Annotated in this window: 13 protein-coding genes; 6 read left to right on the top strand and 7 right to left on the bottom strand. The window is 71.5% G+C overall.

What is annotated here, in order from left to right:
* The first annotated feature begins 49 nt into the window (after window positions 1–49).
* Window positions 50–1,252, top strand: coding sequence for an RNA-guided endonuclease TnpB family protein (locus B1L11_RS29265; RefSeq protein WP_079318259.1), 1,203 nt, complete (start codon window positions 50–52; stop codon window positions 1,250–1,252).
* Window positions 1,253–1,307: 55 nt separating this feature from the next.
* On the opposite strand, the gene B1L11_RS29260 is transcribed toward B1L11_RS29265, so the two are convergent.
* Genes B1L11_RS29260 through B1L11_RS29245 form a run of 4 tightly spaced genes read right to left on the bottom strand, consistent with a single transcriptional unit; the run spans window position 1,308 to window position 5,382 of the window.
* Window positions 1,308–1,994 carry a neutral zinc metallopeptidase gene (locus tag B1L11_RS29260; protein ID WP_079318289.1) on the bottom strand — a complete coding sequence of 229 codons (687 nt, stop codon included), beginning with the start codon at window positions 1,992–1,994 and terminating at the stop codon, window positions 1,308–1,310.
* 59 nt (window positions 1,995–2,053) lie between these two features.
* Window positions 2,054–3,514 (bottom strand): glutamate--cysteine ligase, encoded by a 1,461-nt coding sequence (locus B1L11_RS29255; protein ID WP_079318257.1) that lies wholly within the window; start codon window positions 3,512–3,514, stop codon window positions 2,054–2,056.
* 57 nt (window positions 3,515–3,571) lie between these two features.
* A complete protein-coding gene (locus B1L11_RS29250; protein ID WP_076432599.1) occupies window positions 3,572–4,210 on the bottom strand; it encodes a response regulator transcription factor in 639 nt (212 codons plus the stop codon).
* A complete protein-coding gene (locus tag B1L11_RS29245; RefSeq protein ID WP_079318287.1) occupies window positions 4,207–5,382 on the bottom strand; it encodes an ATP-binding protein in 1,176 nt (391 codons plus the stop codon). The genes B1L11_RS29250 and B1L11_RS29245 overlap by 4 nt, the downstream gene beginning before the upstream one ends.
* 143 nt (window positions 5,383–5,525) lie before the next feature.
* Here B1L11_RS29245 and B1L11_RS29240 point away from each other — a divergent pair, with 143 nt between their 5' ends.
* The 5 genes from B1L11_RS29240 to B1L11_RS29220 all read left to right on the top strand — a co-directional run bounded on the left by B1L11_RS29240 (window position 5,526) and on the right by B1L11_RS29220 (window position 11,634).
* On the top strand, window positions 5,526–7,427 hold the full coding sequence (locus tag B1L11_RS29240) for a PspC domain-containing protein (protein ID WP_079318255.1): 1,902 nt from the start codon (window positions 5,526–5,528) through the stop codon (window positions 7,425–7,427).
* Window positions 7,417–7,623, top strand: a complete 207-nt coding sequence (locus tag B1L11_RS29235) for a hypothetical protein (RefSeq protein WP_079318253.1) — start codon at window positions 7,417–7,419, stop codon at window positions 7,621–7,623. The genes B1L11_RS29240 and B1L11_RS29235 overlap by 11 nt, the downstream gene beginning before the upstream one ends.
* A gap of 117 nt (window positions 7,624–7,740) precedes the next feature.
* Window positions 7,741–8,277 carry a PadR family transcriptional regulator gene (locus B1L11_RS29230; RefSeq protein ID WP_079318251.1) on the top strand — a complete coding sequence of 179 codons (537 nt, stop codon included), beginning with the start codon at window positions 7,741–7,743 and terminating at the stop codon, window positions 8,275–8,277.
* Window positions 8,274–9,017, top strand: coding sequence for an ABC transporter ATP-binding protein (locus tag B1L11_RS29225; RefSeq protein ID WP_079318249.1), 744 nt, complete (start codon window positions 8,274–8,276; stop codon window positions 9,015–9,017). Before B1L11_RS29230 ends, B1L11_RS29225 begins: the two co-directional genes overlap by 4 nt.
* Window positions 9,018–10,104: 1,087 nt before the next feature.
* Window positions 10,105–11,634, top strand: coding sequence for an ABC transporter permease (locus tag B1L11_RS29220; protein WP_079318247.1), 1,530 nt, complete (start codon window positions 10,105–10,107; stop codon window positions 11,632–11,634).
* A gap of 109 nt (window positions 11,635–11,743) precedes the next feature.
* Here B1L11_RS29220 and B1L11_RS29215 read toward each other — a convergent pair whose 3' ends face one another.
* Genes B1L11_RS29215 through B1L11_RS29205 form a run of 3 tightly spaced genes read right to left on the bottom strand, consistent with a single transcriptional unit; the run spans window position 11,744 to window position 14,195 of the window.
* A complete protein-coding gene (locus tag B1L11_RS29215; protein WP_218671388.1) occupies window positions 11,744–12,481 on the bottom strand; it encodes a TIM barrel protein in 738 nt (245 codons plus the stop codon).
* Complete coding sequence (locus B1L11_RS29210) at window positions 12,478–13,314, bottom strand: carbohydrate ABC transporter permease (protein WP_079318245.1); 837 nt, start codon at window positions 13,312–13,314, stop codon at window positions 12,478–12,480. The genes B1L11_RS29215 and B1L11_RS29210 overlap by 4 nt, the downstream gene beginning before the upstream one ends.
* A complete protein-coding gene (locus B1L11_RS29205; RefSeq protein ID WP_079318243.1) occupies window positions 13,308–14,195 on the bottom strand; it encodes a carbohydrate ABC transporter permease in 888 nt (295 codons plus the stop codon). The genes B1L11_RS29210 and B1L11_RS29205 overlap by 7 nt, the downstream gene beginning before the upstream one ends.
* Window positions 14,196–14,198: the final 3 nt, after the last annotated feature.

The following is a 14,198-nucleotide window of genomic DNA, read 5'->3' as shown; positions in this document are numbered from 1 at the left end:
CTTGCTCCTTTCGCTGACTGAGGCAATAAAGGGACGATAAAATCCGAACATGCGTACGGCATACAAGGTGCGGATCTACCCCACACACGAACAAGCCGCGGTGCTCAACCGCACGTTCGGCTGCGTACGCCTGGTCTGGAACACGGTCCTTGCCTGGAGGCACGCCCGGTACCGCACCGAGGGCGTGACAACCTCTTACGCGCAATCGGACCGGTACCTGACCGAACTGAAACGCGACGGCGGCCACGACTTCCTGTACGAGATCTCCAGCGTCCCGCTGCAGCAGGCGCTGCGCCACCAGTACACGGCGTTCGCGAACTTCTTCGCCGGACGCGCCCGCTACCCACGGTTCAAGTCCCGCCACGGTCGCCAGTCGGCGACCTACACCCGCTCGGCGTTCCGATGGCGGGACGGCCGGCTGTGGCTGGCAAAGATGGACGAGCCGCTGGAGCTCGTGTGGTCGTGGGCGAAGATCGACCTTGCCACGCTGGACCCGACCACGGTGACGATCTCCCGCGACCCCGACGGCCGCTGGTACGCCTGCCTTGCGGTGGAGACCGAGGCCGAGCCCGAACCGGTGCCCGCCGCCGGCTCGGCGGTCGGAGTCGACCTGGGGGTGAAGGATTTCGCGGTGACCTCCGTCGGGCAGCGGATCGCCAACCCGCGTCACCTGGAGCGTAGGGCCCACAACCTGGCCCGCTACCAGCGGCGCATGGCCAGGAAACAGCGCGGGTCGAACAACCGGGCCAAAGCCAAGGCGAAGGTCGCCCGCGCGCACACCAAGGTGCGGGATGCCCGCGCCGACTTCCTGCACAAGACCACATCCCGCCTGGTCCGCGACCACGACCTGATCGTAATCGAGGACCTCAACGTCAAGGGAATGGTCCGTAACCGGCACCTCGCCCGGGTGATCTCCGACTGCGGGTGGGGCGAGTTCCGCCGCCAGCTCGAATACAAAACCCGGCGGTACGGCCGTCACCTGATCGTGGTCGACCGCTGGTATCCGTCGTCCAAGACCTGCTCGGCGTGCGGGCACCTGCTCGCCGAACTCTCCCTGTCCACCCGGCACTGGACGTGTCCGGACTGCGGCACCCGGCACGACCGGGACGTCAACGCCGCCAAGAACATCCTGGCCGCTGGTCGAGCGGTGTCTGCCTGTGGAGCTGACGTGAGTCATTCCGGGTCCTCCCGGGTGCGGTCGGCTGTGAAGCAGGAAGCCCAGCCCGTGAGGGCGGGAATCCCCCGCCTTTAGGCGGAGGATGAAGTCAAGCCCGCCATGCTCCCATCGCCGCCCGGCGAGCCCGGCCTCAGCAGGCCCCCACGCCCTCGGTGTAGCCGTGGGTGAAGTACTGCCGGCGCTGTCGCGGGGTGCCGTGGGCGTCCGGCGCCCACCAGGCGTCGGTGGGGTCGCCCGCCGCCTGGAGGTTGGTGAGCAGCTCCTCCTCGTCACCCTGCTCGGCGCCCAGCACACCCACCCGGATCAGGCCGCTCAGCGCGGCCCCCGCGTAGCAGTCGGCCTGGAGCTCCCGCTGCACGTTGAAGCGGAAGTCCTCGACGAGCTGGGCCTGCACGGCATGCCCCAGTTCGTGGGGGATCACGACGTAGACCGCCCCGTCGCCCATCTGGTCGTACATCGCCTTGAGCCAGGTCGCGTCGTAGGCGATGAAATGGCCGTACGGACAGTAGAAGGCGTTCTCGGGCACGGCCGGCTGCCCGCCGCAGTCGGGGCCGTTGTTCCCCTGGTAGGCGACGAAGCGGGTGATCGGGCGGTAGGTGCCGCCGCTCTCCCGGAAGCGTTGCGACCAGAACCACTCGGTGAGGCACCTGGCCAGCTTGACGTCGCCGGGGAAGTCGTCGCCCGTGCCCTCGCACGGCGTTCCCCGGGACGCCGCGTCCCCCGGCTGCGCCCGGTCGGGCGGGGAGCCGGTGAGCGTGCCGCAGGAGGCGACCAGGAGCGCCAGGATCAGGAGCGCGGCCAGTGTACGGCGGGTCATTTCCATGTGAATACCCATTTGGACGGCAAAGATTTGCGCCGTCGCCGAACGCGAGGGCCTCACATCCCCCAGGTGTGGACGGGCTCGTTGGTGTGCATGTGCTGCAGGTAGCGGAGGGTCATGCGGCGCAGCGCCTCGTGGTCGCCGCCGAACGCGCGGGCCGTCCTGACCTGCCAGTCCGCCCCCGTACGGCCGGTCACGCAACGCCGCTCGATGATGCCGAGCAGCCGGTCGCGCTGGACCGGGTCGACCTCCCACAGGTCGAGCCCGTGGTAGGCCATGGGCAGCAGCCTGCGCAGGATCAGCTCGGCGGCGGGCACCTCCCCGAGGCCCGGCCAGTAGAGGCGGGCGTCGAGGCCGTGCCGCGCGGCGTTGCGGAGGTTGTCCTCAGCCGCGGCGAAGGACATGCGCGTCCACACGGGCCGCTCGGCCGCCGGGAGCACGCGCATGAGCCCGTAGTAGAACGCGGCGTTGGCGGCGATGTCGGCCACCGTCGGCCCGGCGGGCAGCACGCGGTTCTCCACCCGCAGGTGGGGGACGCCGTCGGAGACGTCGTAGACGGGCCGGTTCCAGCGGTAGACGGTGCCGTTGTGCAGGCGCAGCTCGTGCAGCTCGGGCACGCCGCCCTCGTCGAGGATCCGCCTCGGGTCCTCCTCGTCGCACAGCGGCAGCAGCGCGGGGAAGTAGCGGACGTTCTCCTCGAACAGGTCGAAGACCGAGGTGATCCACCGCTCCCCGAACCAGACGCGCGGCCGCACGCCCTGGGCCTTCAGCTCCTCGGGCCTGGTGTCGGTGGCCTGCTCGAACAGGCTGATCCTGGTCTCGCGCCACAGCTCCTTGCCGAACAGGAACGGCGAGTTGACCGCGACCGCGACCTGCGGACCGGCGATGACCTGGGCCGCGTTCCAGTGGTCGGCGAACGTCTCGGGGCTGACCTGCAGGTGGAGCTGCACGCTCGTGCACGCCGCCTCGGGGGTGATGCTGTCGGCGTAGGTGTCGAGCCGGTCCACCCCCTCGATCACGAGGTGCAGGTCCTCGCCCCTGGCGGCGAAGATCTGCTCGTTCAGCAGCTTGTAGCGGGGGTTGGCCGACAGCGTTCCCTCGCTGACGTCGCTCTCGCGCAGCGTCGGCAGGATGCCGACCAGCATGAGCTGCCCGCCGACGCGCGCCGCCCGCTCCTGCGCCCGGTTGAGGCGCAGCCGTACGGACTCCTCGAGCAGGCGGCTGCCCTCTCCGGACAGCACCTGCGGCGGGATGTTGATCTCGACGTTGAACTGGCCCAGCTCCGTCGCCCAGTCGGGCTCCGCGATGGCGGCCAGGACCTCGGCGTTCTTCATCGCCGGCTCGCCCCGGGAGTCGACCAGGTTCAGCTCGATCTCCAGGCCCATCTGGGGCCGGTCGAACCCGAACCGCGACTCCCGCAGCATCTCGGCCAGGACGTCCAGCGACAGCTTCACCTTGTCCCGGTAGCGACGGCGGTCCTCCCGGCTGAAGGAGACGGAGGGTACGTCACGGCCCATTAACTGAGCGTCGCACGCCGAGGGGCGATCGCACCAGACGGGTCCGCACAGACGGGGTCAGACCAGACGTCTGGCGGTGGCCCAGCGAGACAGCTCGTGCCGGTTGGACAGCTGCAGCTTGCGCAGCACGCTCGACACGTGCGTCTCGACCGTCTTCACCGAGATGAACAGCTCCTTGGCGATCTCCTTGTAGGCGTAGCCCCGGGCGATCAGCCGCAGCACCTCGCGCTCCCGCTGGGTGAGCGAGTCGAGCTCCGGGTCGATGGGCGGGGCCTCCGTCGAGGCGAACGCGTCGAGCACGAACCCGGCCAGCCGCGGCGAGAACACCGCGTCGCCCTCGGACACCCGGATGATCGCGTCGGTCAGCTCGGCACCGCTGATCGTCTTGGTCACGTAGCCCCGGGCGCCGCCCCGGATGACCCCGATCACGTCCTCTGCCGCGTCCGACACCGACAGCGCGAGGAAGCGCACCTGGGAGCCCGAGCCGAGCACGCGCCGCAGCACCTCCTGGCCGCCGCCGCCCGGCATGTGCACGTCGAGCAGCACCACGTCGGGCTGCAGCTCGCCGATCGCCGTCACCGCCGACTCCACGTCCTCGGCCTCGCCGATCACCTGGATCGACGGCCCCAGCTCGGCCCGTACGCCGGACCGGAACAGCCGGTGGTCGTCGACGATCAGCACGCGTACGGTCTTCATTGCTCCCTCTTCATGGTCAGCATGACCTCGGTTCCGTCGCCCGGCTCGGTCCTGACCCGGGCGCTTCCCCCGTTGCGCTCCATCCTGCCGATGATCGACTGGCGGATGCCCATCCGGTCCCCGGGGACGTCGTCGAGCACGAAGCCCTTGCCCCGGTCCCGGACGAACACCGTCACCTCGTCGGGCTCGACCTCGGCGTAGACGGAGACGACCGGAGCCCCACTGTATTTGCACGCGTTGACCATCGCCTGCCGGGCGGCCTGCAGCAGGGCCACCAGGCCCTCGTTCAGCTCGCAGTCGCCCACGCAGACCACCTCGATCTGCACGCCGTGGGCGTCCTCCTCCTCGGCCGCGACCCGCCGTACGGCCGCGGCGAGGGTGGCGTCGGCGTCCTGCTTGGGCTGGTAGAGCCAGTTGCGCAGCTCCCGCTCCTGCGACCGGGCGAGCCGGGCGACCTCCCGCGCGTCGTGGGCGTTGCGCTGGATGAGGGTCAGCGTGTGCAGCACCGAGTCGTGGACGTGGGCGGCCACCTCGGCCCGCTCCTCCTGCCTGATGCGCTCGGTGCGCTCCCGCTGGAGCTCCTTCACGAGCGAGGCCAGCCAGGGCGCGGCGATCATCAGCATGCCGCCGACGACGACCGCGGTGAACACGAGCCCGGTCCTGGCCTTGGCCAGCTCGCCGCTCGCGGCCAGGAAGCCGATCGCGCCCACGACGACGAGCAGCGCCCCGATGCCGGTGCGCACCCAGGTCGTGCTGACCTGCTTGACCGCGCCGGACATCCACCGCTGCCGCCGGCCCGGATCGGCCTGCTGCCACAGGATCAGCGCGCCGATGCCGCCGACCGCGATCGGCCACGTGCCGAACCCGCCGCTGGAGGCGCCCGTCATCCACGCGAAGCCCGCCAGCGCCAGCCACAGCACGCCGTACGCGGCGAGCTGGCCCCACTCGCGGGCCGGCTCGCTGCCCTTCACCTCCTCCTTGGGGGTGAACATCCACAGCGCTGCGTACGCCACGACGCCCAGCCCGTCGACGACGGTGAGCAGCACGAACGCGAGGCGCAGCACGACGGGGTCGAGCCGCAGCTGGGCGGCGGCACCCTGCGCGACGCCCGCGACCACCCGGCCAGAGGCGGGCCGGACCATCCGGGGATACGCCGCGGGGGCGTTAGGCATCTCAGACATCTCGGGAAGCATCGTCACACGTCACAAGCCATGAGCGCATCAGGGCATGCCCTGACGCCACCCCTGAGGGGTCGGGGACGAGTCAGGGGTTCCCCCGATGGCAGGGGTACGGCGGGCGAGGCCAGGATGGGACCATGACCGAGGCACCACCGACCCCCGATCCCGACTCCGCCGGCATGCCCGAGCCCGAGAAGGCACTGAGCCGCTCCCGGGACGGGCGCATGATCACGGGCGTCTGCGCGGGCCTCGGCAGGTTCACGGGCATGGACCCCGTGCTCTTCCGGGTCGGCTTCGCCGTGCTGGTCCTCGCCTCCGGCATCGGCGTCATGCTGTACGTCGCGGCGTTCCTGCTGATGCGCCAGCCGGGCGGCGGCCCCGGCCACCTGGAGCAGTGGACCAGGCGGCTGTTCGACGCCGAGACCGTGCTCGCGCTGCTGGCCGCGGTCTTCGCGTTCGGCCTGATCATCAACGTCGCCTCCGGGGGGATCAACCGCGGCACGATCGTGGTCGGCACGTTGCTGGCCATCGTGCTGATGGCCGCCCACGCGCGCGGCGTCGATCTGCTGACGATGGCCAAGTCGATGCCCGACCGGGCGACCGGACGACGCGGCATGACCCGGGCCACCCCGAATTTCGCGCCGTTCGCGCCCTTCACCGCGCCGCCCACGAGGGAGCCGTACGGGGCGGATGCGCCGATGGCGGAGACACCGCTGCGGGAGACACCGGCACCGCAGGCACCTGCGCCGGCGCCGCAGGGAGCCGCAGCGCAGGGGGCCGCGACGGACACGGCGGTCCCCGGCCCGGACGCCCCCGGCGCCACCGCGGACAGAGCCCCGGACGACACCGCGATCCAGGACACGATGGTCCAGGACGCGGCCGCGGACGAGACCGCGATCCAGGACACGATGGTCCAGGACCCGGTGGCGGCGACCCCGCAGGCCGTGGACGACACGCTCGTCCAGGAGGTCGTCCCCGGGGACGCGGCACCGGCGGGGCGGGCGGACGGCGACCCGCCGACCCGGCCCTTCGAGCCCGTCGCCCGGCTGGCCGCGGAGCCCGCCCCAGACCCGAACACGCCGCACCTCAACAACCCGGGGCCGGACGTGTACGGGGCGCCGGCCGGCTGGGCTCCCGGCGCGCCGGGGCCCTCCGGCTCCGCCGCTCCGGCCGGCGACGGCTACCGGCGGCTGTCCGACCTTGCCCGCGAGGCGCGGGCGGGCACGTACGGCCACGGCGGCGCCCAGGAGCACCGGCACGGCATGGGACACGGAGCCGGAGGGCACGGGTACGGGGCCGGAGAGCCCTTCGCCCCCCACGGCCCCTACACGAGGCGTGAGCCGTACCAGCCGTACGCCGCGCCCTACCCGCCGAGCCCCTACGCCCCGCCCACGCCGCCGCCCGCACGGCCGGCGAAGCCCAAGCGCCCCAGGTCGTTCATCGGCGGCCTCACCATCTGCCTCGCCCTGATCGTTGGAGGGATCATGGTCACCATGCAGCGGACCGGCTCCGGGTCGGTCGGCCTGCCGGTCGTCGGCGGGGCGGTCCTCGTCACGATCGGGGCGGGCCTGCTGGTCGCGGCCTGGTTCGGCCGGGGCGCGGCACTGGTCGCCGCCGGGACGATCGTGGCCCTCGTGCTGGTGGGAAGCTCGACGGTGAACGGCATCCCCCGCAAGGTCGGCAGCTTCGTCTGGCACCCCGTCGGCTCCGTCCGGTCGCCCGGCGCCTACGAACTGGGCATCGGCGAAGGCAAGCTCGACCTGAGCGACGTGACGCTCAAGCCGGGCGGCCGGGTCAGGTTCGACGCCTCGGTGTCGATGGGACAACTCACGGTGATCGTCCCGTCGACCGCCCGCGTGGAGGTGCACGGTTCCTCCAAACTGGGCGAGGTGAAGATCGACCAGAAGGTCGAGGACGGTACTGACGTCAGCTTCGACCGGGTCCTGGAGCCGGAGACACCCGTCGAGGGCGACGCGCCGACGATCGAGCTGCACGTCAAGGCCGGTATCGGAGACGTGGAGGTGCGCCGTGCGGCCTGAGTCGCGACCCGAGCGCCCGCGCCGGGTGCACCGTACGGACTGGATGGCCCTGCTGTGCGGCCTGCTGTTCATCGGAATGGGGATCCGCTACCTGACCGGGCCCGATCCCGACGCCGTCATCATGGCGCCCATCCTCGTCGGGGGGCTGGGCTTCGCGGCCTTCGTCGCCATCCTCGCCAAGGCCATCCGCCGCTGATCCGCTGATCTGCTTCCGGCCGGTGCCGCGTCCACGCGGCGCCGGCCGTTCGTCTTTTCCGGCTTTTTCGGGCCGAACCACCGCCAGGAGCATACTCAGTATGCATACTGAGTATTCATGTCAGTACGACACGGCCTGCTCGCCCTGCTGAGCCGGGGCCCGCGCTACGGCTACCAGCTCAGGGCCGAATTCGAGGCGTCCACGGCGACGACCTGGCCACTGAACATCGGGCAGGTCTACACGACGCTGTCCCGCCTCGAACGCGACGGCCTGGTGTCCCGCGACGGCCAGGGCGACCAGGACGAGCAGGGCCGGGTTCGATACGCCATCACCCAGGAAGGCCGCGACGAGCTCGACCGGTGGTTCGCCAAACCCGTCTCCCGGACCGACCGGCCCCGCGACGAGCTCGTCATCAAGCTCGCGATGGCCGTCACCACCCCGAGTGTGGACGCGGCGGCGGTCATCGCGGTCCAGCGATCCGCGACGATGCGCGGCCTGCAGGAGCTCACCCGTGCCAAGCGAAGCCTCGACGCGTCCGCGGAGGCCGCGCAGCGCCTCGTCCTCGACTCGATGATCTTCCACGCGGAAGCGGAGCAACGCTGGCTCGACCACTGCGAGGCCCTGCTCATCCGCCCGACCAAGGAGAATCCGTGACTGAACACCACCCCCCGGACCGGTTACCCGTTCCGGACGGCGAGCCGGTCGTGCGCTTGACCGGTGTCGTACGCGTCCACGGCGAGGGGACGCGAGCCGTCCAGGCTCTGCGGGGCGTCAGCCTGGACGCCCACGCGGGCGAACTGGTCGCGGTCATGGGCCCGTCCGGGTCCGGCAAGTCCACCCTGCTCAACCTCGCCGGCGGGCTCGACCGCCCGACGGAGGGATCGGTGACGCTCGAAGGCCGCGAGCTGCGGGGTCTGTCGCCGAAGCAACTGGCGGAGCTGCGCCGCAGGAGCGCCGGATACGTCTTCCAGGACCTCAACCTCATCCCGTCGCTGACCGTCGCGGAGAACGTCGCGCTGCCGCGCGAGCTGGACGGCGTCCGTACGGCGAAGGCCAGACGGGACGCCTTCGCGGTGCTGGAGGAGGTCGGGCTCGCCGACCTCGGCGACCGGTTCCCCGACGACCTGTCGGGCGGCCAGCGCCAGCGGGCCGCCATCGCCCGCGCGCTGGTCGGGGAACGGCGGCTGCTCCTGGCGGACGAGCCGACCGGCGCCCTCGACACCCGGGCGGGCGACGAGATCATCCAGGTGCTCCGGCAGCGGGCCGACGCGGGGGCCGCCGTGCTGCTGGTCACGCACGAGCCGCGCTACGCCGCATGGGCCGACCGCGTCGTCTTCCTCAAGGACGGGCAGATCGTCGACTCGGCGGCCGCCGGGATGGAGACCGCCCGATGAAGGGTGTCAGGGCCGCGTTGCGGATCTCCCGCCGCAACGCCCGCCGGTCGAAGTGGCGCAGCGCGCTGATCCTCGCGATGATCGGGCTTCCGGTCGCCCTCGCCGCCTTCGTGCTGACCGTCCTCTTCCCGCCGCCCGGAACCGACCGCCAGCACTACCCGATCGGACAGGCCGACGCGATGGTGACCGGCGCCCACGAGTGGGCGGGCCTCACCCAGGACGCGTGGGGTAACGGAGTCTCCTGGCAGCCCGGCCCCGAGAGCACGCCGTTCACACGGGCCGAGGTCACGGCGCTACTCGCTCCCGGCAGCCGGCTCGTCCCGGTCGCGCAGGCGACCCTCCGGTACCTGACCCCGCAGGGGTACGACATGGGACAGATCCGTCAGGTCGATCTCCGCGACCCGATGTCCCGGGGCACCTTCCGGCTGACCGAGGGCAGGCTGCCCACCGCCCCCGGCGAGGCGGTCGTGTCCGTCAATCGGCTGAACAGGGACGACGCCAAGGACGTGGCTCCGGGAGTGACGCTCCTCGTCGGCGACGAACGCCATGCGGTCCGGATCGTCGGCGCCGCCTTGTTCGACATGGCGGGGATCGAGCCCACACTTGTGACCTTCCCCGGCAGTTTGCCCGACACCGCCTTCGGGCCGGTCAACTCCGAGCTGATGTCACGCGCCTGGCTCGTGGACTCTCCGCGTCCGGTGACATGGGCGGACGTACAACGGCTCAACGCGCGCGGTCTCGTGGTCGTCAGCCGGGCCGTGATCGACGGGGTCCAGCCGGACGAGCCGCCGTCGCGCGTGTCCGACCTCGTGCGGACCGCGCCGTGGATAGCGATCATGCTGCTCGAGGTCGTCCTGCTGGCCGGGCCGGCCTTCGCCGTCGGGCGGCTGCGCAGGTCGCGCGAGTTCGCGCTCGTCGCCGTCCAGGGCGGCTCCCCCGCGCACCTGCGGACGATCGCGCTCGCCGACGGCCTGCTGTTCGGCGTCGCCGCCGTCGGTGCCCGGGCGCGGCCCTGGGCGTCGGCGCGGCCTGGCTCGCGCGACCGCTTCTGGAACGGCGGGCGGGCTACCTGCTCGGCCCGTTCGCCGTGCCCTGGGCGGCGGTCGCGACGGCCGCGGTGCTGGGCGTCGTCGCGGGGCTGCTGGCCGCGCTCGCCCCGGCCGTCGCGGCGAGCCGTACGGACCCCGTCGCGGTGCTGTCGGGCAGGCGCGAGCGGGGCCGTGAGCGCGCGGGCCGCCCGCTGCTCGGGATCGTGCTCGTCATCGCGGGCACGGCGGCGACCATCGTGAGCGCCGGTCACGAGCTCGGCTGGATCGCGACCTCGGCCCTGGTCACCCAGCTCGGCCTGGTGACCCTGACGCCGGCGCTCATCGCGGCGGTCGCCAGGCTCGCCGCCCGGCTCCCCCTGCCGCTCCGGTTCGCCGCCAGGGACGCCGTACGCAACAGGGGCCGTACGGCGCCCGCCGTCGCCGCGGTGATGACCGCGGTCGTGGCGCTCACGGCGGTGGGCGTGACGTGGCAGAGCCGGCTCGCGCAGAGGCCGGCGTACGCGCAGGACTACCCGCAGGCTCCCACCGGAGCGCTGTGGATCGCCGGACCGGACCTCACTCCCGGGCTCTGGGATCGCGTCCGCACCGCCGTACGCGAGGAACTGCCCGCCGGAGTACCGCTGGTGGAGGCGCGGACGCTCACGTCGAGGTCCGGAGCTCCCGTGTACGCCTCGGTGCCGGACACCGCCCCGAACGTCAGCAGGGTGGAGTCGGACGCGAGCCAATCCGGGGGCCTCCTGGTCGGAAACGACGACCTGCTCCGCTACGTGCTGCGGCGCGACGACCCCCACGCGGCGGCGGCGCTGCACGAGGGGAAGGCCGTCGTGCTCAACCCGGAGGTGATCCGGGGCGGACAGCTGAGAGTCGAGCTGACACTCGAGGCCGGGCCGGGCGACCTCCCGCCGCTCACCCTGCCCGCCGTCGGCGTGCGGGCCAGCGGAGAGGGCTGGGCCCGCGCGGTCGTCGCGCCCGAGGTGGCCGCGAAGAACGGGTACGGCACCGCGACCGCCATGCTCGTGGTGGATCCCACGGACTTCCGTGTCCCCAGGGCGACGGCACAGCGGATCATCGCGAAGGTGGAGCGGATCACCGGCAAGGCGACCGTGCGACTCGAAGTGCCGGTGGCTCCCGACGACACGATGCTCCTGATCGTGCTGGGCATCGCCGCGGCCGTGCTCGTGCTGGGGATGACGTTCGTCGCCACCATGCTGGCCACTGTTGAGGCGCGCCCGGACCTGGAGACCATGTCGGCCGTGGGGGCGGCCCCACGGGTGAAACGGGCCGTTGTCGCCGGGCAGGCCCTGGTGATCGCGCTGCTGGGCTCGGTCACCGGCGCGCTCGTCGGTCTCGCTCCGGGCGTCGCCGCGGCCCGGCGGCCCGTCTCCTACCCGACCGTGTTCCTGCGCGCCGACGGAGTGACGACGATCGTGCCGGCGAACGCCCCGGTGATCGCGATTCCCTGGGCGCTCGTCGGCCTGCTCGTCGTGGTGCTTCCCCTGCTGGCCGCGCTCGGCGGCGCCGTGTTCACGCGGTCGCGCCTGCCGCTACCCCGAAGGAGGGCGACCTGACGATGGGGCTACGGAGTCGCCGTGACGGCGGCCTGCACGGCGGACAGGCAGCGTTCGACGACGGGCCGGGGGGCGAAGGCGTAGGTGCCGTCGCCGAACAGCTCGAACGTCATGAACCCGGCATAACCGTGGCGGGAGAAGGCGGCGAGGTAGTCGGGCAGCGGCAGCTCCCCGTCGCCCCACGCCAGGTGCCCGGCCGGGCGGCCGTCGATGAGGTGCACGTGGCGGACCCGGTCGCCGAGCGCGTCGAAGTAGTCGTCCACGCTCTCCCCGGCGACCGCCATGCCCACGGTGTCGAGCACGGCGGCGAGGTTCGCGCGCCGACCTCGTCCAGCATCCGCGCGAGCGCCCGCGAGTCGTTGAGCAGGTTCGACTCCACCCGCTGGAGGGGTTCGAGCACGCAGGTCACCCCGAACCCCTCGGCGTACGAGGCGATCTCGGCGAGGGCGTCGGCGGACCTGCGCCAGGCCGCCTCCACCGGCTCGTCCTCGTATCCCCGGCCCGGCGTGAGCAGGAGCAACTCGGCGCCGAGCTCCGCGCACAGCTCGGCCGCCCGGCGGAACATCGCGATGCTGGAGGCGCGCAGCCGCGTGTCGGCCGAGGCGATGTTGACCGGGTAGGCCACCTGCTCCGGCGTGAGGCAGCGCACGCGCAGGCCGCGGGAGGCGGCCCGGCGGCGTACGGCGCGGGCCTCGGCGTCGCTCACCTGCGGCACGTGGAAGTGCGGGGCGATCCCCCACAGCTCCAGTTCCTCGCGACCGAGGTCGGCGGCGTCGTCGAGGAACCGCTCGAACGGCAGGTGCTGGTAGGAGAAGTTCGATCCGGTGATGAGGGGCATGGGGCTCATTTTCCGACTCCGTCCGCGAGTCCTTTGACGATGTAACGCTGCCCGGCGAAGAACAGCAGCACGACCGGGAAGGCCGCGATCGCCATGCCGGCGAAGACGACGGGAAACTCGGTGCCGTGCTTGCTCATGAGGCTCATCAGGCCGACGGGAAGGGTCTGCACGCCCGCGCCGCTGGTGAAGACCATCGCGAACAGGTACTCGTTCCACGCGAACAGGATGTGCAGCAGCACGGTCGAGGTGATGATCGGCTTGCACATGGGCAGGATGATCCGCCAGAAGGCGGTCCACCGGCCGCAGCCGTCCATCTCGGCCGCCTCGTCCACCTCACGCGGCAGGTCGAGCATGTACGCCCGGATGAGGAAGGTGGTGAACGGCACCCGGAAGGCCGTGTAGAGGATGAGCAGCGCCCAGAAGCTGTTGTACAGGCCCATGGCCTGGAACATCTTGACCAGCGGCACGAGCGCCACGCTCGGGGCGAGCATCAGCCCGCCGAGGATGACCCCGGTGGTCAGCTTGGAGAAAGGGATGTTCACCCGGGTGAGGCCGTACGCCGCCCACGCGCTGACGAACACGGTCGCGATCGTGGAGGTCACGGTGACCAGCACGCTCGTGGTGAGGTAGTCGCTCACCCCGCGGTTCCAGGCCTTCTGGTAGCTGTCGAAGCTCCAGTGCGAGGGCAGTGAGAAGGGGTTCCCGAAGATCTCGCCGTTGGTCTTGAAGCCGTTGAGCACCATCCACAGCAGCGGATAGACCACCACGACCGCGAGGCAGAGCAGGAACGCCCACAGGAACACCCGGGTGATCACCCCCAGGAAGCCGATGCGATTCACCACGCCACCCTTCTCCTGCGCGCGACCCACAGTTGCGCCACGGCGATGCCGAGCGTGATCACGAAGATGACGGTCGCGATCGCGGCGGCGTAGCCGAAGTCGTTACGGACGAAGCCGCTGCGGTAGAGCCAGGTCCCCAGCACCTGGGTCGAGTTGTCCGGCCCGCCGCTGGTCATCACCATGACCTCGTTGAACACCTGGAACGCCCCCGAGATCGTGACCATCGACATCACGCCGGTCATCTCTCGCACCAGGGGAACGGTCACGTGGAAGAAGCGGCGGACCGGGCCGGTGCCGTCGAGGGCCGCGGCCTGGTAGATCTCGCGGGGGATCCGCTGGATGGCGACGGCGAACAGCAGCGTGGAGTAGCCGAAGCCCTGCCACTGGCTCATCGCGACGATCGCCGGCATGGCCGTGCTCTCCTCGCCCAGCCACGAGTGGCTGAGACCGCCGAGGCCGACCGCCTGCAGCAGGTGGTTGAGCAGGCCGAGGTCGGGCTCGTAGATGAAGTAGAAGAGCAGGCCGGCGACGGTCAGCGAGATCGCGGAGGGGATGAAGTAGATCGCCCGCAGGACGCGCTGCCACCGCTCGCTGCGCACGCCCTCGATGAGCGCGGCCAGCACGAGCGCACCGAACACCTGGAACACGATCGACACCACGGCGTACAGCACGTTGTTGCCGAGCGACCGCCAGAAGACCGGGTCCTCGACGAGCTTGGTGTAGTTGGCGAAGCCGACGTACTCCTGGCTGCCGCTGTAGATGTCCCACTTGAGCGTGCTGAACCCGAGGTTCTCGGCCAGCGGGAAGTAGACGAACACCCCGACCAGCACGAGGGCGGGAACGACCCACGCGAGCCCGAGCGCCCGTTTGCCGATGGTGCGCACCTG

This window comes from Microbispora sp. GKU 823 (assembly GCF_002027145.1).
In the GTDB taxonomy this organism is placed as follows: domain Bacteria; phylum Actinomycetota; class Actinomycetes; order Streptosporangiales; family Streptosporangiaceae; genus Microbispora; species Microbispora siamensis.
Note: the sequence above shows the minus strand (reverse complement) of the source record. Positions and strands in the feature narration are given on the sequence as shown.

Bases quoted from the DNA above. Each gene is read 5' to 3' on its own strand.
- B1L11_RS29260 (WP_079318289.1), bottom strand. From the start codon at position 1,994: ATGACCCGCCGTACACTGGCCGCGCTCCTGATCCTGGCGCTCCTGGTC.
- B1L11_RS29240 (WP_079318255.1), top strand. From the start codon at position 5,526: ATGACCGAGGCACCACCGACCCCCGATCCCGACTCCGCCGGCATGCCC.
- B1L11_RS29265 (WP_079318259.1), top strand. From the start codon at position 50: ATGCGTACGGCATACAAGGTGCGGATCTACCCCACACACGAACAAGCC.
- B1L11_RS29245 (WP_079318287.1), bottom strand. From the start codon at position 5,382: ATGCCTAACGCCCCCGCGGCGTATCCCCGGATGGTCCGGCCCGCCTCT.
- B1L11_RS29230 (WP_079318251.1), top strand. From the start codon at position 7,741: ATGTCAGTACGACACGGCCTGCTCGCCCTGCTGAGCCGGGGCCCGCGC.
- B1L11_RS29215 (WP_218671388.1), bottom strand. From the start codon at position 12,481: ATGAGCCCCATGCCCCTCATCACCGGATCGAACTTCTCCTACCAGCAC.
- B1L11_RS29255 (WP_079318257.1), bottom strand. From the start codon at position 3,514: ATGGGCCGTGACGTACCCTCCGTCTCCTTCAGCCGGGAGGACCGCCGT.
- B1L11_RS29250 (WP_076432599.1), bottom strand. From the start codon at position 4,210: ATGAAGACCGTACGCGTGCTGATCGTCGACGACCACCGGCTGTTCCGG.